Annotated in this window: 19 protein-coding genes; 10 read left to right on the top strand and 9 right to left on the bottom strand. The window is 39.7% G+C overall.

Annotation, left to right across the window (positions count from 1 at the left end; translation table 11 throughout):
• Nucleotides 1-7: 7 nt before the first annotated feature.
• Entirely contained in the window at nucleotides 8-2,044 is a 2,037-nt protein-coding gene (locus tag AC1ECF_RS12335) for an EAL domain-containing protein (RefSeq protein ID WP_480389727.1), read from the bottom strand.
• A gap of 143 nt (nucleotides 2,045-2,187) precedes the next feature.
• Between AC1ECF_RS12335 and AC1ECF_RS12330 the strand changes: the two genes are divergently transcribed.
• From AC1ECF_RS12330 to AC1ECF_RS12315, 4 genes are all read left to right on the top strand, one after another.
• The gene (locus AC1ECF_RS12330; RefSeq protein ID WP_480389726.1) at nucleotides 2,188-3,117 is read left to right on the top strand and encodes a DMT family transporter; all 930 of its coding nucleotides are present in this window, start codon (nucleotides 2,188-2,190) and stop codon (nucleotides 3,115-3,117) included.
• A gap of 154 nt (nucleotides 3,118-3,271) precedes the next feature.
• A complete protein-coding gene (locus AC1ECF_RS12325; protein ID WP_480389725.1) occupies nucleotides 3,272-5,002 on the top strand; it encodes an ABC transporter ATP-binding protein in 1,731 nt (576 codons plus the stop codon).
• Nucleotides 4,992-6,806, top strand: a complete 1,815-nt coding sequence (locus AC1ECF_RS12320) for an ABC transporter ATP-binding protein (RefSeq protein WP_480389724.1) — start codon at nucleotides 4,992-4,994, stop codon at nucleotides 6,804-6,806. The genes AC1ECF_RS12325 and AC1ECF_RS12320 overlap by 11 nt, the downstream gene beginning before the upstream one ends.
• Before the next feature lie 10 nt (nucleotides 6,807-6,816).
• Nucleotides 6,817-7,683, top strand: a complete 867-nt coding sequence (locus AC1ECF_RS12315) for a GNAT family N-acetyltransferase (RefSeq protein WP_480389723.1) — start codon at nucleotides 6,817-6,819, stop codon at nucleotides 7,681-7,683.
• A 412-nt stretch (nucleotides 7,684-8,095) separates the two neighbouring features.
• Here the strand turns inward: AC1ECF_RS12315 and AC1ECF_RS12310 are convergent, their stop codons facing one another.
• Nucleotides 8,096-8,506, bottom strand: coding sequence for an RND transporter (locus AC1ECF_RS12310; protein WP_480389722.1), 411 nt, complete (start codon nucleotides 8,504-8,506; stop codon nucleotides 8,096-8,098).
• Nucleotides 8,507-8,814: 308 nt separating this feature from the next.
• Between AC1ECF_RS12310 and AC1ECF_RS12305 the strand changes: the two genes are divergently transcribed.
• Nucleotides 8,815-9,534: a glycerophosphodiester phosphodiesterase gene (locus tag AC1ECF_RS12305; RefSeq protein WP_480389721.1), complete on the top strand. Its 720-nt coding sequence runs from the start codon at nucleotides 8,815-8,817 to the stop codon at nucleotides 9,532-9,534.
• A 57-nt stretch (nucleotides 9,535-9,591) separates the two neighbouring features.
• Here the strand turns inward: AC1ECF_RS12305 and AC1ECF_RS12300 are convergent, their stop codons facing one another.
• Together AC1ECF_RS12300 and AC1ECF_RS12295 are read right to left on the bottom strand one after the other, a co-directional pair.
• Entirely contained in the window at nucleotides 9,592-10,137 is a 546-nt protein-coding gene (locus AC1ECF_RS12300; RefSeq protein ID WP_480389720.1) for an N-acetyltransferase family protein, read from the bottom strand.
• 197 nt (nucleotides 10,138-10,334) lie between these two features.
• The gene (locus tag AC1ECF_RS12295; RefSeq protein WP_480389719.1) at nucleotides 10,335-11,354 is read right to left on the bottom strand and encodes a DUF2804 domain-containing protein; all 1,020 of its coding nucleotides are present in this window, start codon (nucleotides 11,352-11,354) and stop codon (nucleotides 10,335-10,337) included.
• Nucleotides 11,355-11,473: 119 nt separating this feature from the next.
• On the opposite strand from AC1ECF_RS12295, the gene AC1ECF_RS12290 reads away from it, so the two are divergent.
• Complete coding sequence (locus AC1ECF_RS12290; RefSeq protein WP_480389718.1) at nucleotides 11,474-11,965, top strand: amidase domain-containing protein; 492 nt, start codon at nucleotides 11,474-11,476, stop codon at nucleotides 11,963-11,965.
• Nucleotides 11,966-12,036: 71 nt separating this feature from the next.
• Here AC1ECF_RS12290 and AC1ECF_RS12285 read toward each other — a convergent pair whose 3' ends face one another.
• Together AC1ECF_RS12285 and AC1ECF_RS12280 are read right to left on the bottom strand one after the other, a co-directional pair.
• Nucleotides 12,037-12,888 carry a DegV family protein gene (locus AC1ECF_RS12285; protein WP_480389717.1) on the bottom strand — a complete coding sequence of 284 codons (852 nt, stop codon included), beginning with the start codon at nucleotides 12,886-12,888 and terminating at the stop codon, nucleotides 12,037-12,039.
• Nucleotides 12,889-12,950: 62 nt separating this feature from the next.
• Nucleotides 12,951-13,526 carry a glycerol-3-phosphate acyltransferase gene (locus tag AC1ECF_RS12280; protein WP_480389716.1) on the bottom strand — a complete coding sequence of 192 codons (576 nt, stop codon included), beginning with the start codon at nucleotides 13,524-13,526 and terminating at the stop codon, nucleotides 12,951-12,953.
• Nucleotides 13,527-13,675: 149 nt separating this feature from the next.
• On the opposite strand from AC1ECF_RS12280, the gene AC1ECF_RS12275 reads away from it, so the two are divergent.
• Nucleotides 13,676-14,248 (top strand): nitroreductase family protein, encoded by a 573-nt coding sequence (locus AC1ECF_RS12275; RefSeq protein WP_480389715.1) that lies wholly within the window; start codon nucleotides 13,676-13,678, stop codon nucleotides 14,246-14,248.
• A 95-nt stretch (nucleotides 14,249-14,343) separates the two neighbouring features.
• Here the strand turns inward: AC1ECF_RS12275 and AC1ECF_RS12270 are convergent, their stop codons facing one another.
• Nucleotides 14,344-15,741 (bottom strand): dipeptidase, encoded by a 1,398-nt coding sequence (locus AC1ECF_RS12270; protein WP_480389714.1) that lies wholly within the window; start codon nucleotides 15,739-15,741, stop codon nucleotides 14,344-14,346.
• Nucleotides 15,742-15,869: 128 nt separating this feature from the next.
• On the opposite strand from AC1ECF_RS12270, the gene AC1ECF_RS12265 reads away from it, so the two are divergent.
• From AC1ECF_RS12265 to AC1ECF_RS12255, 3 genes are all read left to right on the top strand, one after another.
• On the top strand, nucleotides 15,870-17,135 hold the full coding sequence (locus AC1ECF_RS12265) for a hemolysin family protein (protein WP_480389713.1): 1,266 nt from the start codon (nucleotides 15,870-15,872) through the stop codon (nucleotides 17,133-17,135).
• A 125-nt stretch (nucleotides 17,136-17,260) separates the two neighbouring features.
• Complete coding sequence (locus AC1ECF_RS12260) at nucleotides 17,261-17,809, top strand: RNA polymerase sigma factor (RefSeq protein ID WP_480389712.1); 549 nt, start codon at nucleotides 17,261-17,263, stop codon at nucleotides 17,807-17,809.
• 180 nt (nucleotides 17,810-17,989) lie between these two features.
• Nucleotides 17,990-18,325, top strand: a complete 336-nt coding sequence (locus AC1ECF_RS12255; RefSeq protein ID WP_480389711.1) for a hypothetical protein — start codon at nucleotides 17,990-17,992, stop codon at nucleotides 18,323-18,325.
• A 566-nt stretch (nucleotides 18,326-18,891) separates the two neighbouring features.
• Here the strand turns inward: AC1ECF_RS12255 and AC1ECF_RS12250 are convergent.
• On the bottom strand, nucleotides 18,892-20,451 hold the full coding sequence (locus AC1ECF_RS12250; RefSeq protein ID WP_480389710.1) for an ABC-F family ATP-binding cassette domain-containing protein: 1,560 nt from the start codon (nucleotides 20,449-20,451) through the stop codon (nucleotides 18,892-18,894).
• Between the two features lie 103 nt (nucleotides 20,452-20,554).
• Nucleotides 20,555-20,737 (bottom strand): SE1832 family protein, encoded by a 183-nt coding sequence (locus AC1ECF_RS12245; RefSeq protein WP_480389709.1) that lies wholly within the window; start codon nucleotides 20,735-20,737, stop codon nucleotides 20,555-20,557.
• Between the last annotated feature and the right edge of the window lie 43 nt (nucleotides 20,738-20,780).

Raw genomic sequence — 20,780 nt, 5'->3', positions numbered from 1 at the left:
GGGTACCCTAGCTCACGTTTTTTTGATCCTCTATTAATAATTTTTCTATATCTTCTACAGAGGCTGGCTGACTAATGTAATATCCTTGTACTGCATCGCACCCCATACTTTTTAGCAAATTGTACTGCTCACTAGTTTCAACGCCTTCAGCTACTACCAGTACGTCTAAAGATTGACCGAACTGAATGATGCCTTGTACGAGCTTTTGCAGCTTTTCTTTTTGTATCAGTGAGGAGACAAACGTTCTATCTATTTTTAGTTTTCCTATAGGCAATAGCTGCAAGTATCTTAAGGAAGCATAACCAGTTCCAAAATCATCTAATGTAAAACCAACACCTTCTTGCTGTAAAGCCTGCATTTGTTTAATAATTGCTTTCTCTGCCTCAGCCTCTAAAGCGAACTTTTCAGTAAATTCTATCTGAATCCATTCAGCCTCACATTGATGTTTTTGCAAAGCAGTGTGTATTGTTTTTACCATATCTTTATCCCTAAATTCACGAATGGAAGAGTTAAAGCTTACCTTGACATCAAGCCCCTTTTTCTGCCAAACAGCTGCCTGTTCACAAGACTTCTCAAGGATAAATGTTCCGATTTCATTGATAAGGCCAGTTTCCTCTGCAATTGGAATAAGCTCGTCTGGACTGACAACACCAAGCACTTCATCCTCCCAGCGTACTAAAGCCTCTACAGTAGTAATTTTTCCATTCTGTAGATTTCGCTGAGGCAAGTACATTACTTGGAAGTTATTGTGGTTTAGGGCCTCTAACAAACGCTTTTCAATTTGGGATTTCCTAGAGAGCTTATGATGATCAGTTTGAGATAGGGTTGCTATCACGCCACCACCCTCTAATTTTACCTTTTGTAGCGTAGTATTATTTGCTTTCATTAGATGTAAATAGCTCTGTTGGTCCTCTGGGAATCTTGTGATTGCCCCGCTAACCGTTATAGGGATAAGCTTTCCTTCTATATAGATAGGGTTCTGTTTTAAGAAATGAACAAATCCTTCGATATACCAGTCACTAAGAGGACTGATAATAGCAAAATCATCTCGTCCTGTTCTGGCAATATGTGAATCCTCAAAATAAATTTTTAATCTTTTGGTGAACTCTACTAGAAGCTCTGCCTCAGGCTTATCTTCTAAAATTTCTCTTAAAGTATAAAAGTGATTTAGACTTAAGGTAACAAAGGAAAAGTGCTTATTATCTTGAATATACTCATTCACAACGCCTTCTAACCGGTGGCGAGTCATAAGTCCTGTCTCTGCGTCAATATATGCAATCTCTTCTAAGCGAGATTGTAGAAGCTTTTGCTCCGTGACTTCCTCTTCCAATAATAGATAGTAGAGTGTATTATTTTCAACATCTGTAATAGGCATAGCTATGAGGTTAACCCAATAAGTTGTTCCAGCCTTATTCATTTTCTCGATAGTACCATGGAAGTTGTTTCCTCTTTGTAGTTTATCCATGATGCTATCAGCCAAAGTTAAATGCTCATTTGTGTTAGGGAATAATTGCCAAAATGATTTACCTATAATGCGTTTAGGAGTCCAACCGCTTTGCTTTAAAAATAAATCATTTGCATGCATGATTAATCCCTCTTTGTCCATGTAAAGGACCATAAAGGATTCGGAAAGTCCTTTCTTTAACAACTGAAGTTCAAAAAAAGCAGAGCTTTCCACACTAATTGCTGAATGAAGGTCAAACTGGAACAACACAAGGTTTTCCTCATTAATCGTTATGGCTTTTACTATTAAGGAGGTCTTCGTTATTTCATTATCCTTAGAATGCATTATTACTGGATTTAAACTTATAGGATCTTTTTTACTAAACAGTGTTTTCCATTTTGCTGCTAAATGTCCATGTGTGTGCTCGGTAAAGAATGGAATCTTTGAGCCTACTAATTCTTCTGTAGTATATCCGAACTGTTTTTCTGCTTCTTTGCTCCACCAAATGATATGACCTTCGCTATCTGTCAAAAATGTTGGAAATGGTATATTATTCAACACAGCTTCACTTATATCTATCGTGTTTTCTTGAAGATACATCTTCACGCCCCCAATAAATTATCTATCTTGATTATATAGAATCTAGAGAAATTAGTCATTAGTCTAGAACAATATATTCATATTATTTTTAATGTTAGGGCTAAATGCTTATATAAAATTTATTAGAAAAGGAAGGATGAACGTTGGAAAGAGGAAAAGGGATCTTTTTAATTGTCATCGGGTCCATACTTTGGGGATTGTCTGGCCCAATGATGGAGTGGGTTTTGAAGAATACGGAGATGTCTATCTCTTTTTTTCTAACAATACGATTACTGGCAGCTGGAATGGGGCTTTTGACTTTCTTGCGGTTAAAAGGGGTTAAGATTATGACTATATGGACAGATCTTGGCTGGGTAAAGCAACTCCTCTTTTTTAGTGTGTTAGGAATGCTAGGTGTGCAATACACTTTTATAGCGGCTATAGAAGCAAGTAATGCGTCCATTGCTACATTGCTGCAATTCTTGGGACCTATTTATATCATTCTTTTTGTTTCCTGGAAAGCGAAGGTCTTTCCACCTAAGTACCAAGTGATAGGAATCATAGGAACCTTAGCAGGTTTGTTTTTACTATTAACTAATGCAAACCCTGCGCAATTATTGGTTAGTAAAGAAGCGGTTCTTTGGGGTATTGCTTTGGGAATTACTTTTGCCTTCTATACTGTTTATCCAAGTCAACTAATGGGCAAGTGGGGAGTACTATTGATAGTTGGTTGGGGAATGCTGGTCGGAGGCATGGTCTTAGCGTTAACGGGAACTATTTGGAGTGCGGAAGAGTGGAGCTATCTAGTAAGCTATCCGGTTAGCTTGGTTATTCCCGCTATTATTCTTATTGGGACAGTAGCTTTTATTATGTTCCTCTCGAGCATGAAGTACATAACTGCGGTAGAGACAAGTATCTTGTCTAGTATAGAGCCTCTGACAGCTATGATTGTCTCCGTGTTATTGTTTCATCAGGTGCTGGGGTTATGGCAATATACTGGCGTTTTCGTTATGTTGGTATTTGTCACTTGGCTTTCAATAGGAGGAGAACTAAAAAGGAAAACCAACAAACGGAGAAGGGGAAAAAGCAGTTAGCAACATTTTCTTACGGTTGACTCCTATGAAGATTTTGAAAACTCACAGAAAATAATTAGATTATTATATTTTTTCTATTTATTAGAAACTGGATATGGCATAATAGAGTTTACGAGAATTAATTCGAGATGCGAAGAATCTAGGAGTGTTTGTTGTGAGAACCATTTTTTCTTATTTAAAGCCATATAAATGGCTAGTAATTGTAGCTCTATTTTTAATGCTCATTGAGCTTTCGGTAGAGCTTATTCAGCCCTTATTAATATCCATCATTATTGATGAGGGAATCATTGCACAGGACAGAGGAACCATTATTTACTGGGGAGCTATCATGCTAGGCTTATCTTTTCTAGCATTTCTTGCAGGAATTGTGAATACCTTCTTAGCTTCACATGCAGTGCAAAGCTATGGGTATGATATCAGGCAGGCATTATTTAAACAGGTGCAAACCTTTACGATGACTGTTTTTTTGAGGTTCCCGACATCTAGCTTGATCACTAGACTGACGAATGACGTGACGATTACGCAAAACTTAATATTTATGGGACTCCGAATCATGTTGAGAGCTCCATTATTAGTAGTAGGAAGTATTGCAATGGCATTCCTTGTGAACGCAAAGCTTGCCCTTTACTTGGTGCTGGGCGCTCCATTCTTAGTTATATTCCTTTATATAATGAGTAGAAAGGGATTAAAGTTATTTGGAAGAGTTCAAACGAGTGTAGATAGAGTGACACGTAAGGTACAAGAAAGTTTACAGGCCATTCGACTAATCAAAGCATATCTACGAGGTGGCTTTGAAAGTACGAGGTTTGCAAGTGTAGCAAATAACTTAAAGGTTGATAATGTGACTGCTTTTAGAATTATGGAGCTTATCCTACCAGTCCTTTTATTCGTCATGAATATCAGCTTGCTGGCTGTTCTTTGGTTTGGTGCAAAGGAAATCCAAACGGACGGAGCACAAATTGGAGAGCTTGTGGCGATTGTTAACTATGCGATGAGAATGACGGGCGCTTTCTCTATGTTTTCGTTTATTATCATCTTCTTCTCTAGAGCAAAGGCCTCTTCAGAGAGGATAGAAGAAGTGCTGCTAATAAAAGAGGGAATAGAGGAAATCGAGATAACGGAGAAAAAATCTGCTCGTGGAACTGGAGAACTAGAGTTTCAACATGTTTCATTTACATATCCAACAACCGATACGCCTGTTTTAAAGGATGTTACCTTTAAGGTGGAATCTGGATCGAAATTAGCTATTATGGGAGCCACAGGTTCTGGAAAATCAACACTGTTTAGCTTGATCCCACGCTTTTTTGAAGCAACAGAGGGGAAAATCCTAGTTAATGGAGTAGATATAAAAGCTTGGCCGCTAAAAGAGCTAAGAGAAGTGATTGGCTTGGTACCGCAGCAATCTATCTTATTCACTGGAAGTATCGAAGAGAATTTAGGGTGGGGAGACGCTACAGCTGAAAGTGAGCTTCTACAAGAGGCGGCAATGCAGGCTCAAATCCATCAGTCTATTGAACAATTCCCAGATCAGTATCAAACAAGAGTGGGTCAAAAAGGAGTAAATCTATCAGGGGGGCAAAAGCAACGACTTTCCATTGCTAGAGCTTTAGTTAGGAAGCCAGAGATATTGCTTTTAGACGATAGCACAAGTGCTTTAGATGTTTCGACAGAAAATGCTCTTTGGAAGGCTTTGGAGAAGGAGCAAGCTACTATGCTCGTCATCACGCAAAAAATCCGAACTGCAAAAGGAGCAGACCATATTCTATTACTAGAAGATGGCAGGGTTTCTGCTTATGGAACTCATGAACAGCTCATGGAAGGTTCTTCTCTATATAGAGAGATAGCGGAATCACAGCAAGAGGGGGGCGAACATCATGAGCTTTAAGCCTTTCGGATATGAGCCAATATTAACAAAAGAAGATTTAAAGAAGAATAATAAAAAGAAGGTTGAGAAGGCATCAGACTGGAAGAAGGTATTGCTTAATATTTGGAGGCTTATTGATGAGCAAAGATTTTTGCTCATAATCGTTTTCTTGCTTGTCATTGTGAGCTCAGGCTTATCCTTACTGGGACCGTATTTAGTCGGCGTCATTATTGATACCCATATTACAGATAGAATGTTTGAAGGGCTGGGAAGTTTGATTGGCTGGTTAGTCCTGGTTTATGTATTCCTATCTGTAGCTATGTACTTACAAAGCTACTGGATGGTCGGTATAGCACAGCAAACAGTCTATCGATTAAGAACATCCTTTTTTGAACATCTTCAGAAGCTTCCGGTCTCCTTCTTTGATAAGCGACAGCATGGAGAACTGATGAGTAGAGTGACAAATGACATAGAAAACGTCAGCCAGACATTAAACTCTTCCGTCATCCAAGTATTCTCTAGTTTATTGACACTTGTTGGCACTACAGTGGTAATGCTGTATTTAAGTCCTTTATTAACAGTGATCACGCTCATTATTGTACCTTTCATGTTTTTTGCAATGAAGTGGATTACGAAGAGAACTTCCAAGCTTTACAAGGAACAGCAAAAGGCGGTCGGTGAGCTGAACGGAATGATTGAAGAAACGATTTCTGGTCAACGAATTGTCAAAGCCTTCTCACAGGAAGAGCGAATGCTAGAGGAGTTCTCAGAGAAAAATGAGCATCTACGAAAGACAGGCTATTGGGCGCTCTTATATTCTGGATCTATCCCTAAGGTGATGAACCTCTTAAACAATGTCAGCTTTACGCTAGTGGCAGCTGCGGGAGGGGTGTTGGCGTTCTACGGGCATATTTCTATAGGTGTTATTGTTATATTTACGGAGTATTCGAGGCAGTTCACTAGACCTTTAAACGACTTAGCCAACCAGTTTAATACAGTGCTTTCAGCGATAGCCGGAGCGGAACGGGTCTTCTCCATTATGGATGAAAAAGAAGAAGTTGATGAGGCAAAGCGTAACAAGGAATACAAACTGAAAGGGAATGTGACATTTGAGAATGTAACCTTCCGCTATAACGTAAGTGACGAAAAGCCCACTATCCATCAAGTATCCTTCCATGTAGAAGCTGGTAAAACAGCTGCATTGGTAGGAGCAACGGGAGCAGGGAAAACTACTATTATGCAGCTACTTGCACGCTTCTATGAAGCCGATGAAGGAAGAATCCTGATAGATGGAATACCAATTAGTGAACTTCCGAGACAGACGCTTCGTAGTCAAACTGCCTTTGTATTACAAGACCCTTTCTTGTTCGAAATGTCCGTGAAAGAAAATATTAGATACGGAAAGCTAAACGCTACAGATGAGGAAATTATAAACGCCGCTAAGGGAGCGAATGCTCATGATTTTATTATGAAGCTGCCAAAAGGATATGAAACCGTGCTTTCAGCAGACGGTGGAGAGATAAGCCAAGGGCAAAAGCAATTGCTATCCATTGCTCGTGCATTAGTAGCAGACCCTGCTATTCTTCTTTTAGATGAAGCTACCTCTAGTATAGACACAGTTACGGAGCTTAAAATTCAAGAAGCGCTTGAGAGACTAATGGAGGGTAGAACAAGCTTTGTTATTGCTCACCGATTGAATACCATTAGAAAAGCCGACTTAATATTTGTCATGGAAAGTGGGAAGCTGATAGAATCAGGTTCACAAGAGGAATTGTTAAAAGCAAAAGGGAAGTACTATAGCATGCTGACCAATTCCAAATTATAAGGAGGTCTGTATGGATATATCGATTATGACGGTGTCGTTACCAATAGACACAGATACAATAGAGGAGATTCGTCAATTAATGGCTGATTCTTCGAGGGAAGATCAAATTGACTATGAGAACATATTGAGCGTGGGAGACTTGACAGACTACGCTTTAAAGGGTTTTTGTGTCTTAGCCTACGAAGATGAGGAAGACCGCCTTGCTGGTGTGATAACTGCATTAGATCGAATGGCTACGTTAGATTTTGAATGGAGCGGGCTCGTATCGCCTTCTTTTCGAAAGAGAGGGATTGGCAATAAACTGCTAGCTGAATTTCAAAAGAATTTAGCCCTTAGAGGGGCACTTGGTGATTTAGCATTGACGGATGAGCATTCCATTGTAGGGCAACAAATGCTGATTTCGAAAGGCTATTCTATGGAATTCACAGAGCTGACAATGGCAGCACAGGCAATCGAATCGCTCGAGAATGAATTAAAGGTCGTTCCTTATGTAGATGAAGAAGCTGTTCTCATAGACATGTTAACTGATGCCTTCGGTGATACAGAGGAAGAAGTGAAACAGCTTATTACGGTGAATACGCAAGCGGCGAACAGGCAGTTATTTCTTGCTAGATTGGATTCGGAAGTAGTAGGTACCTTAACGATGGTGGAAAGTGATGGGAAGCTTTGGATTACGGCTTTGGCGGTTCAGAGAGATAGTAGAGGCAAAGGAATTGCGACTTCGTTGTTAAATTGGGCGAAGAATAGAGCGTATCAACTAGGTAAGCCATCTGTCTATTTAGATGTGGAGACGGATAGGGAAGATGCGCTAAATGTGTATCGAAAGGCAGGCTTCGAGATGCTGGAACATATTCTTTATTTTAGAAGAGTAAATTAAAGGAGCTGGAGATTGGAGTAATTTGAATGAAGAGCACTTATGATTCTATTCTAATATAAGAATCATGAGTGTTTTCTTATTTTTAGAACATCTGGTTCTTCGCTGGTCGGACGCTTTCCGCGGGCCAACAGGATGTTGGTCAGGAAAACGTTGTCACACGAAGTGACGTCCTTAGTTTTCCATCCCCCAAGGTAAGCCAGCACCCAACGCTATCGCGCGTGGTTGTGCTGTCTTACCTACCACCCTGCTCCCACAGGAGTCGCCGACGCTGCTCCGAACCAATTAGTGTATCCTACTAAAAATAATTAAACTAACCTGCGGTGTTAGTTCAATAAGAAAAAATGCTTTACCCCTTCTCGAAGTATAGCACCCGTTCGTGGAATAAGGTGTTTTTTCATACACTTCTAACCAGTTAAATCTTATTGGTCTTGCGACTTTCAAGAAAATATAAAGCTGCGTAAGATATTATTAAGATTACACCAGTAACGAATGCAATAAAAAAACCAAATATACCTAGAAAACCGACCCATCCGATCGTGAAGGTAAGGAAGAATAGTACATAACAAAAACCAACTATTATTATTGCAAAAGGTATGTTAAAAGGAAATAATCGTTTCCAACCCAAAGCTAAAAAAGAAGAAATTAAAAGTATAGCCACTGAAATAATTGTGTGTAAAAAGCCCCAATTGAATTCCGCACGAGACTGTTCAGTAGTGTCTGCATTTAAGTCATATAGAGTAATTGCTGCTGTGACAACACCCACCAATACAATGGTTGTGAAAATTACCCAGTTTATCGTTTTTAAATTATTATTATTTTTCATTTTACCCCCTAAAAAATTTATCTCTAACTTCATTTCTACATTCTTGTTTTAAACACCTTCTTCAAGTAAACTGCCCCGAAATAAGGGATTCAACAAAAAAGAGCGTTAATCCCTGGTTTGCTAATTGCATTTCCGAAACCATTGTTATTTGCTATTTTCTTCACTTGTTCCAAATCCGTTAAGTAATTACTCCTGCTTTTTATTTTTTGTAACAAATGCTAGTATATGGATAAGTGGCGTTTGTTAGAAATAGAAACAAACCTTTCTCAGGTAGAACGAAACGAAATGTTAGTTAGGAGGAAATTTTGATGAAAATATACGCACACCGTGGTTCATCTGGCACCCATCCAGAAAATACGATTGCTGCTTTTCAAGCTGCAGCTGAGCTCCCTGTACATGGCGTAGAATTTGATGTGCATATGACGAAGGATGGAGAATTGGTTGTTATTCATGATGAAAAGATTGACCGTACCTCTAATGGGAAAGGTTTTGTGAAGGATATGACTCTAGAGGAACTGGAGAAATTTGATTTTGGCGAATGGTTCTCTCCTAACTTTAAGGGCGAGAAAATACCAACCTTACGAGAAGTGTTAGATGTTTATAAACCGACGAATCATCATGTGAATATAGAGCTTAAATCTGATGTATTTCCTTATGAGGGCATGGAGCAAAAGGTACTAAGCTTGTTGGAGGAGATGGGGATGTCAGATCGAGTAGTCATTTCTTCCTTTAACCATGAAATGGTGCGAGAGGTGAAAAAGCTTGCTCCTCAAATAGAAACGGCTATCTTGTTTGTGGAGGTAATGATTGCTCCACATGAGTATGCGGATCTCATTTCAGCGGATTCACTACATGCGTTCTTCCCGACAGTATTAAGGCCGATGGGGAAGGAAGCAGTAGCAAGTGGAAAGAAAGTACGAGTTTACACGGTAAACGAGGAACAATATGTTGATTTATTAAAGAACGTTGGAATCGATGCAATCTTTACTGATTACCCGAAAAAGATTTACACATATCTGAATGAATAAGGAATGGCAATTGAGAAAAGGTATTTACAGACGCGAAGAGGTCTATAAATACCTTTTTTAATTGAAATAAGCTCCCATAATGAGCGTATTATAGTAATTACCATCAGATAGAAGTTTATCCTTTTTTAAGATTCCTTCTGTTTCGAATCCATATTTTTTATACAGTTGTATGGCAGATTTGTTCGTTTCTAATACTTGGAGAGTTATCTTTTTTAGACCGTTTGACTTTGCCCAAGCTAGGCAGCTTTGTAAGAGGTTTTTCCCTATCCCGTACCCCCAATAAGCTTGTAAAACACCAATACCAAACTCCACTTTATGGGCTAGCCTTTTTAAGGTAGAGCCTTCACATCGTGCATACCCTACAAGTTTGCCATTCATTTCCGCTACTAGCATTAGATTGTTGGGAGCATCCGTATCCGATTGAATCATGTACAAGAATGCGGCTTCGTCTAAAAATTCTTCCCCTTGTACTCTATCAAAGTTTTCTGTTTCTCCATCTAGCTGTAGTCGGAGAGCGGATAATTCCCTTGCGTCCTCTTCTTTTGCAGAACGGATTAAATATTCGTGATTCCAGGCTCTTACTAGATTAGCTTTAATTTTCATCTAAATCTCTGCCTTTTAGTTAGTTTTCTGTTTCTAAGTAAAATGTTTAGTCAGTGTATGATTACTTCAAGATCATTTTCTAAAAAAGAAAAGCTGGGCATCGGTAGTGACCCCTTAAAGTTAGAGTAAAAACTAACTTTTGGGGTGCAGCACCCATCTCGCCCAGCTTCTTCCCTCTTGTCTACTATATTGTCAGATTACCATCTTGCTTGATGCTCCTCTACACAGCCCAGCATTTGCTGGATATGAAGAGATGGTCCATCCTCTAACTCAATATATCCATCAAAGTATCCAACCATTTGATGGACCTCTGAGAAGATAAGGCGCAAATCGGTTTTGGCAATACGATGAAAGAAAGGAGTAAAAGTTAATCTAACATTGTTGGAGAATTTTGTTTTTATTGTCCAAGGTTCCATAAAGTCGTTGGAATTATACGTAAAAATAACATCCTCTGATATTTTCGTTAGGATACCATCGATTATTACTGCATTCTCTGTCATACCTGTCCCGTCTGTCCATTTACCACCTAAGTTAAGACCAACCCGAGTATTTCCTATTCTTTGAGAGGAAAATCCCCAATTCCAAACTGCCTCCCTTGGCCAGACTCCTCTTCCGTAATCGAGTACCGAAAAATTATCCTCCTCTTGAAAAGTGAAGGAGGAATCACCCATTTTAACAAAGCCCTTTGTTGGTAATAGATGATGTTTCGCAGTAAATTGGAATTGTTTTCTATTCCATGGTATGACGACATTTAGTGAATCCTCATCTGGATGGGTAATATGTAAGTCTGCATGTAACAGTTCGCCGTCAAAATCTGGGATGGTTACAGTCATATGAGTCGTATTCTGCATATATAAAAGCTGAATAGACATCTCTTTTGAATGAAGACGAACGCTTTCTAAGACATTAGATGGCATTGTTATTTTATTTCCTAAAGGAATAGTGACGGTTTTCTCCACATATCGCTGTGTTTCATAGTTTAGGAAATATACAAAACAAACAGCTGCATAATCTAAATGACTAATTGTTGCGGAAAAAAGGATTTCGTCACCGAATATGCACCAGTAATTCCACTTTTTCTTGCGCATGTAATGTCCCTTTAGATTACTTTCAATGATTGGCCGTTTGGCATATCCAATTGCTTTAGGATTTAAATTACCTTTTTCGTCGCATAGCAGAGTAGGTTCTACTATCTCTTTTTCTGCATGCTGCCTCATAAATTATCATCCTTTCTTGCAGGATAAATCGATCTCTGAAGACAATCTTCTGATTAATCTAATACTAGCATATATTTACAAAGAAAACATAAGAAAATGGAAAGGAGAAGTTGAAAAAATTGGCAACTTACAATAGAGCTGCAGCAGTTGAATATGCACAAACCTGGTGGAACAGCTATAATCCTAAATATCCTGTCTTCGATGTTGATTGTACCAACTATATTTCTCAATGCTTAGTTGCAGGAGGGGCTCCGATGCGAGGGCAGCCGAATAGAGAAAAAGGCTGGTGGCTAGGAAATAATACATGGAGTTTAAGCTGGAGTACACCACATTCTCTAAGATGGTACTTAGCAGAATCGACCAAAGGCTTACAGGCTACACAGGTGAGCTCTGCTTCGCAGCTAGTTCCAGGAGATTTAATTTTTTATGATTTTCAAGGCGATGGGAGATGGGATCATTCCACCATTGTCACAAGTGTGCGTGATGGAGTTCCTTATGTAAATGCACATACCAATAACAGCAGGGATCGATACTGGGAATATCAGGACTCGGCTGCTTATACTCCGAATATTAAGTATGTCTTTTTTCATGTTAAGGATAACTTTACCTGAAAAATATAAAGTACTTACGATTTTAGTATATTTCCAATCGTAAGTACTTCTTTAGGTTTTAGAACTGGATGTTAAGAAGGAAGGTGCCAAAGTACCGCAAGCGTTTCTTCTCCAGCATGGACTGCAAGGGAGGTGCTGATTTCTCCAATCGTAATTTTTACATCTGGCCTTTCTTTTTGAACGGCTTCCTTTATGAAGTTGGCTTGCTCAATGGCATTTGCATGCATAATATAAATAGTCGAAACACCATCGTCTACTGATACAATTGCTTTTTGAATTAAATAAAGGACCGCTTTCTTATATGAGCGGACTTTATCTAACTCTTGAAGTTCTCCGTTTTGGTTAATTTGAATGATTGGCTTTATTTTTAAAAGGCTGCCTAGATAAAACTGTGCGCTGCTTAGTCGGCCTCCTTTATAAAGCTGGGTAAGATTACCGATTAGTATATAGTTGCGAAACATTGTTGCTTTTTTCTTCAGTAGCGCTAGTATCTCTTCATAAGGAGTGCCTTGTTGTTGTAACCATAATCCTTCCTCTACTAAACAAGTAATACCAGCAGAGAGAGAGAGGGAGTCTATACAATCTACAGTGGCCTGAGCTATCTGTGCTCCTGCGACAGAAGCAGAAATAGTGCCGCTAAGACTATTAGACACATGGATGGCAATTATCTTCTCATATGATTCCTTTAGTTCATAATAAAGCTGGGCGAATTCCCCCGCTGATGGCTGAGAGGTTTTGACAGGATCTTTCCCAGTGCGGATTCTTTCATACAGTTCCTCAGATGTTAAATCTACCCCATCTATAAATTGCTCCTGACCAAAATGTATATTTATCGGAACAATATAAACGTCTGGGTGTGAACGTAAAAAATCATTTATATAAGCACTGCTATCAATAACCCATGCAATTTTCTTAGAGCACATTTTCGTACACCCTATCTACTAAAATTTATAAAGAACAATATGTACATAGATTTTTTAAAACTTTAAGTCGTACGTTTCCACCAGCGCTCATCCCATGATTCTAGTATATCTTTCCAATGCTTTATCAAAATGATGATGATGCCTATCGAGAGAGGGACTGCATGCTGATAAGCGGGTATAAACCAACTTATGATACCGTATGCGCTGAAGGCAAAAATCATACTAAGAGTGGCACTTCTTAACAAGGAAATTAGGATGATGAAGATAATCGCTATGATGCCGAACAAAGGGGGGTTTGTATAGATGGCAACCCCAATAAAGGTGGCAATCCCTTTTCCGCCTCTGCCTTTAAGCCAAATGGGAAACATATGGCCGATAATTACCATTAGACCGGCAATCACTATAACCAACTGTGAAAAACCTAGGAGGGTTCCAATGTAAAGAACGAGGACACCCTTTAAAGAATCGCCTAAGAAGGTGAGAATAAATGCCGTCTTTCCTAAAACAGCTCCAGCATTTCTTGCTCCAAGATTCCCACTCCGAGCTTGTCTTAAATCTGTTTTCTTCCATTTACCGATCCACCAAGCTGTCAAGATATTCCCGATGAAATAGCTGAGCAGCCAATATATCCAAACCATTTTCCACCTCCAAATAACCTGGTATATTTACTTTATTTTACACCAATTACGCATTGATTAGTTATGTAATTCTTAATAATCTTTTAATATTAAAAAGAAATTGGTATGATATAGGAATGACAAAAGGACACAAAAAGGGGTTATGTAAAATGTCTCAACAGCTCACGGTACGAGATGCAATTATTCAACGAAGATCGATTAAATTATTTAATGGTCAGCCAGTCGATAAAGAAACACTAATGGAAATTATGGAGGATTCCTTCTGGGCGCCTAATCACCAGCTTAGACAGCCGTGGAGATTTGTTGTTGCGTGCGAAGAAGGGCTACAGGAAATTCATGAGGTCCTAAAGGAATTCGCTATTCCGACATGGAAGGAAATGAGCGAAGAACAGCTGGAGAAGCAGATGAGAAAATTTACAACACCAGGTGGATATATCTTTGTGATTGTTCCAGAAGATCCTCGTCAAAAAGAACGCTTAGAGGACTATGCTGCAGCTAGCATTCTTGTACAAAATATTCAGCTGTTGGCATGGGACAGAGGGATTGGCTCTTGCTGGAAGACGCCAGGATTTTTAGATAATCCGAAATTCCGTGAACGACTTGGAATTAAACCAGGAGAACGAATTATCAGCATGCTACAAGTTGGATACTTTGATACTCTTCCACAGCCGAAACCACGAAAAAGTGTGGAGGAAGCAGTAACCTTCTTTGGGCAAGAATAACCTGAAAGATGAAGAAAACTTGCCATATAGATATAGAGAATGAATTACACCCTCATTGTTAGTCTTGTCTAACAACGAGGGTGCTTTATTCTTGTTTATTTTTTTAGTTCGTCTTTTGAAATCTCAGCTAGCTCAAAATAATAATCACTGATTACACGTAGCCCTTGATCGAAGTTCTCTAAATGGAAATGCTCGTTAGGAGCATGGAAGTTTTCTGTTGAAAGACCGAATCCCATTAGAACAACTGGTAGCCCAAGGATTTCATCAAAAGCAGCCACGATAGGGATAGAGCCACCACCTCGAGTATACGCTGTTGGCACCTTGTAAATTTTTTCGTAGCTACGACCAGCTGCTTGGATAGCAGGATGATCGAAAGGGGTGATGAAAGGTTTTCCTTTATCAAACTCCGATATCGTCACTTCTACACCAGTCGGCTTATGCTTTTCAACATGCGCCTTTAACTTTGCCACAATTTCATCGGGCTCTTGGTCTGGGACTAATCGACAGGTGATTTTTGCAGCGGCTTCGTTTGGTAGAACAGTTTTAATGCCCTCCCCAGAGAAACCTCCGTATATGCCGTTAATTTCAAGTGTCGGTCTTGCCCATACTCGTTCTAGATGAGAATAACCTTTTTCACCAAATAGCTCTTTCACTTGGAGCTCTTCCTTCAAGGCTTCTTCATCGAACCCTAGAGCTTGATAGGCTGCACGTTCTTCTTCTAATAAAGGACGGACGTTCTCATAGAAGCCGTCAACCTCGATTGTGCCTTCCTCATTACGGAAAGAATCTAAAATGGACACTAAGGCATGGATTGCATTTTGAACTCCTCCACCGTAAAGACCGGAGTGAAGGTCGCCCTTAGCACCTTTCACATCAATTTGAATTCCACAGAGTCCGCGAAGTCCATAGCACACTGCAGGCTGTCCAGGTCCCTGCATGCCTGTATCGGAAATGACAATTACATCCGCTGCAAGCTTATCCTTATTGTTTTCAATATATTCCTCTAAGTTTGGACTTCCTACCTCTTCTTCTCCTTCAATTAAGAACTTAACGTTTACCGGAAGTGTCCCCACTGTTTGAAGAACTGCTTCAATCGCTTTTACATGCATAAATACTTGTCCCTTATCGTCACTTGCACCGCGTGCGTATAACTTATTGTCACGGATTTGAGGGTCAAATGGCTCTGAATCCCATAGGTTTAACGGATCTACAGGCTGTACATCATAATGACCGTAAACTAGGATCGTAGGCTTGTTCTCAGCATGCAACCAGTCAGCATATACTACTGGATGACCCTTCGTGGAATAAATCGAGATGTTTTCTAACCCTGCTTTTTGAAAGGAATTCGCAAGCCATTCAGCACCCTTTTGCATGTCTGCTTTATGCTCCGATAGAGAAGAAACACTAGGGATGCGAAGAAAGTCCTTTAATTCTTCCAGGTGGTGTTCACGTTTTTCTGTATAATATTTTTCAATTAAAGGGGAATTGCTCAATAGAATACCTTCTTTCTAAAAATTTCGTCAATGGAAATAGTATAGCATAAGTTTTATGACAACTAAAATGCGAGTATGCTATAGTAAGAACAAGAGATGATGAACGTTAAATTATGGGAGGATTTATATTGTACATAGAATTTGTACTATTAGCTATTTCCATTTTAGCTTCTGCCTTTTTATCTGGAAGTGAAACAGCGCTTTTAACCGTTAACAGGACCAAGGTCCAGCTTCGAGCTGAGCAAGGAGAAGTGGCAGCAGCTAAACTATTTGCCCAGTTAATGAAGCCGGACCGAATGATTGTTACTATTTTAGTAGGGAATACCATTGCGAATATTTCCATGACTGTATTAACCATTATAATAGCTGAGCACTATGGATGGAATATTTGGTGGTCAGTTGCTGGGATAGCGACATTTATTATTTTGGTTTGTGAGGTGCTTCCAAAAACCGTTGCTGCAACATTTTCGGAACGAGTGGTCTTTATAGTTGCTCCCATGATTCGTTTCATCGTAGCAATTCTAAAACCATTCATCTTTGTAATAGCAGAGCTGATCAACTTGGTTATACGCATAGGCACCAAGGGGGCAGTGAAACAACCAACGATTACGAAGGAAGAGCTGTTATCCATGGTGGACTTAGCTTCCACTGATGGTACCTTTGAAGTGGAGGAATCCGAAAGAATTCGAGGTATTTTAGATTTCCCGCACAAGGATGTATCTGATGTGTTATCCACTCATCGAACAGAGGTAGTTGGAATTCCGATAGAAGCTACCTACGAGGAAGTAAGAGATGTTGTTTTGGAGCATTTTTATACGAGATATCCTGTCTTTGAGGAAAGCTTGGATAAAATTGTAGGAATGCTCTACTCCAAGCAGCTAATTGAATGGTCCATGACTCCTGACAAAACATTGGCAGATATTATTGATAAAAAGCCTCTATTTGTAGCTCAATCAATCAGTGTAGAAAAGGTTTATAAGCTTATGTTAAACAAACGGAAGCATATGGCGATTGTGCTGGACGAATACGGAGGCACACTTGGGATTGTTACTCATGAGGACCTGCTTGAGGAAATGATTGGCCAGGACATAGAGGATGAAACGGACGACGATGAAGAAATTCTTATCTATGAGAATATAGATGACCGCCTTGTTTGCGCAGGGCGTCTAGAAATAGAGGATTTAGAAGAGTTATTTGGAGTCGATATCGTAACAGAAAATGAAACGGTTGGTGGCTTTATCTTAGAGAAGCTCGGACACGTGCCGATGGAAAACGAACGCTTTATATTTGAAAATCTTTTATTTGAAATTAATGAAATGGATCGAAATCGAATTGTACGCTTAACTATCACCAAAATAGAAGAAGCAAAACTTCCGGAAACGCAAGAGGCCTAGACCTTTTGCGTTTCTTTCAGCTATCTTACACGTTTGTAATATAATTGAAAGGGAATCCGATAGTGAGTAAGGTTTCCGTTTGGCATTATATATTTATAAGATTTCACCAAGCGGAGGAAAAAATCATGCAATTAACTGTAGAAGCAATTTATGAGGAATATAACCGTTATATATATTATTTATGCTTAAAATTAACGAAAAGCCAAACCGAGGCAGAGGACCTCATGCAAGAGGTATGGATGAAGGTAGTCAGATACGAATCTTACATGAAAGAAGTGGACCATCTAAAAGCGTGGTTAACGACTATCTGTATGAACACGTTTCGAGACAAATATCGTAAACAAGTAAGAAGAAGTAAATATGTTGCCCATCAGCCAGAGCACCTAGATATTTCATTATTGGATTTAATTGCCTCTGATGTTTTGTCAGTAGAGGAGCAGCTGGAGAAAGAGAATGTTGGAGAAATCATTCGAGAAAAGGTTTCAGAACTCGATACAATTTATCAAAAGACCGTAATGTATTTTTATGTTCACCAATACTCTCTAATGGAAATAGCGGAAGTCATGAAGGTATCCATTGGAACAGTAAAATCACGCCTGTTCCGTGCTAAACAACGCTTAAAGGAGCTAATCCTGAACGATGAGCTTGCCAAGGAGTCATTAGTAATAGCATAAGCGAAGGTACCGTCTGAAAAGTCATTTTGAGACGGCACCTTTGCGACGAGGATGGTGGCATTTTGATGCGACCACCGTAGGAGCACGCTATATAGCAGATATCTATCAAAGAGGGAGGGGGTGTTTCATAAGTTTTACTTATGGGACACCACCTTTTTACAACTAGGGGGAACAACTATTGTGTTTGAACTATTAGTAGGTGCCTTGTTATGGGCGGGGCTCGTTATTTTCTTTCTTACTCCATTTAAGAAAGAAGGAGGAGACTCATCCTGGGAGGACAGTCTATGGAAAATAGTCTCTCAAAGAAAGGCTGTACTGGTACCTCTCATGCTAGGTATTACACTATTTGTCATCTGGTTTTATCATGCTGATATCATATTTTACTATGAGATACATGGGGAAACTTTAACCTTTGATCCTATGAAACGTGCATGGTTCTACATGGCTGCCTTAGTAATATACACGTTACTTTTATGCTTGTTAGTAATCTATAGAAACGTAAAAAGGCTCGCTTGATGCGAGCCTTTTCTTTATGGTTTTTTGGATTAGGATAGGAATGGTGGTGGCATAGGCTGATGTCCGCTGGAAAGGTCGTTGGAGTTACTCTCGGATAGCAGGTCATTACTCTCGTTTAGAGGAATATTACTCTCGGTTAGCCGCCTTTTATTCTCGGATAGAGTAGAAATACTCTCGTTTAACGGGTTTACTCTCGGTTAGGAATTGGTTACTCTCGTATACCTCCAATTTACTCTCGGTTGGAAAACCGATTGGAAATTAGAAATAGAGGATGGGACATTATAGGGTTTTATTCCTGTAAAAATTTATTGATCAAATTTTAATTTTAGTAGTATCAACAATTGGTTCGTAGCAGCGTCGGCGACTCCTGCGGGAGCAAGGCGATAGGTAAGACAGCACAGCCACGCGCGTTAGCGATGGGTGCTGGCTTACCACGCCCCCGCGGAAAGCGTCCGACGCAGCGAAGAACCTATACGTATTAAGTAAGAAAGCCCCTATGATTCTTGTTATCAAGATGAAGAATCATAAAGGCTTTTCGCTTGTTTTGTCTCAAACTTGTTTCTAATTTATTCGGCTGTTCCTTTTGTGAACCATTCTTCGACATTCCAGACCTTTGTTGCGAGACCTTCGTAGAATTCTGGCTCGTGGGAAACGAGGACGATGGTGCCTTTGAATTCCTTCATGGCACGTTTTAATTCCTCTTTGGCATGGATATCTAAGTGATTGGTTGGTTCGTCAAATACGAGCCAGTTGCTTTCTTCCATCATCAGCTTGCATAGTCGTACCTTTGCCTGCTCTCCACCACTAAGGCTTGAGAGAGGACGAGAAATGTGCTCGCTTTTTAGGCCTGTGCGAGCTAGGGCAGCGCGCACCTGATTTTGCTCCATGCTTGGATAAGATTCCCAGATGGATTCGATTGGTGTGATGTTCCCAGGCTTTACTTCTTGCTCAAAGTAAGAAGGAAAGAGGAAGTCGCCACGTGTCACCTTACCGCCAAGTGCCGGAATTTTTCCGAGCATTGTTTTTAATAGGGTAGATTTCCCGATTCCGTTCATTCCGACTAAAGCGATCTTCTCGCCACGTTCAATTGTAAAAGATAGTGGCGGCAATAAAGGCTTGTCATAACCGATTTCTAAATTCTCTGCTTCTATTACATATCTTCCAGAGCTACGTGATTCCTTGAAGCTAAATTCTGGCTTAGCAGCAGTTTCTGGTCGATCAATGCGTTCAATTCGATCCAGCTGCTTTTGACGAGATTTCGCTCGACCGGTTGTGGAGTATCGCGCTTTATTTTTCGCAATGAATTCCTCTTGCTTCTTAATGAATTCCTGCTGCTTTTCATAGGCATCGATATGCTGTCTTTTATTTAACTCAGCAAGCTCTAAGAATTTTTCGTAGGATGCCGTGTAACGAGTCAACTTAGAGAATTCCAAATGGAAAATGACATCCACAATTCCGTTCATAAATTCTGTATCATGCGAGATTAATAAGAATGCATGTGGATAGTTCTTTAAATAATTGGATAACCAGTTAACATGCTCTTCGTCTAAATAGTTAGTAGGCTCGTCCAATAATAAAACCTTAGGCTTCTCGAGTAATAGTTTTGCTAATAAAACCTTTGTTCGTTGACCTCCAGAGAGAGCCTCTACAGGGCGGTCCAGTCCTATTGCATCTAGTCCTAAACCACGGGCAACCTCTTCAATCTTCATGTCTAATGTATAGAAATCACCTGCATCTAACGCATCTTGGATATCTGCCATTTTTTCTAAGAGGACTTCCAACTCTTCTGGTGAGGCTTCTGCCATTTGAGCAGCAATTTCATTTAGTTCCTCTTCTTTTTTATAGAGAGGAAGAAATGCATCCCGAAGAGTGTCAAACATAGAACGGCCAGGTTGAAGACGAGTGTGCTGGTCCAGGTAACCATAATGAGTACCAGGTAGCCATTCCACCTTCCCTTGGTCGTAAATAATTTCACCTGTTAATATATTCATCAATGTTGATTTGCCGACCCCATTAGCGCCAACTAGACCAACGTGCTCACCTTCAACTAAACGAAAAGAAACGTCTTTAAAAAGGGTGCGGTCACCGAAAGTATGTCCTAAATTTTCTACTGTTAATAAGCTCATTATATTCCTCCAAAAAGAAAACTCGCTAAATGTAACGTGCAAAAGCCCTGTCGTTTAAGAAACAACAGGGTAGCCTAACTAGAAGCTTGGAGATGTGCACACATTACATCTCAGCGAGTTGCTTGTTTAAAACTGCAAGGTCTTTTTCCATGTCAGCTAGTCTACGTTCTGCATTTTCTACTTGTGATGGATGACCATTCGACTCTAATTTCTCTAAGTCTCCCTGTAATCGAACATAATCCATTTTTAATTCTGCAATTAATGCTTGTATTTCAGATTTTGTCATGACGTTTCACCTTCAGCTTTTTGGAACATTGTAGCATAAAAAA

It is taken from the genome of Psychrobacillus sp. Z3-81 (genome assembly GCF_056620325.1).
Note: the sequence above shows the minus strand (reverse complement) of the source record. Positions and strands in the feature narration are given on the sequence as shown.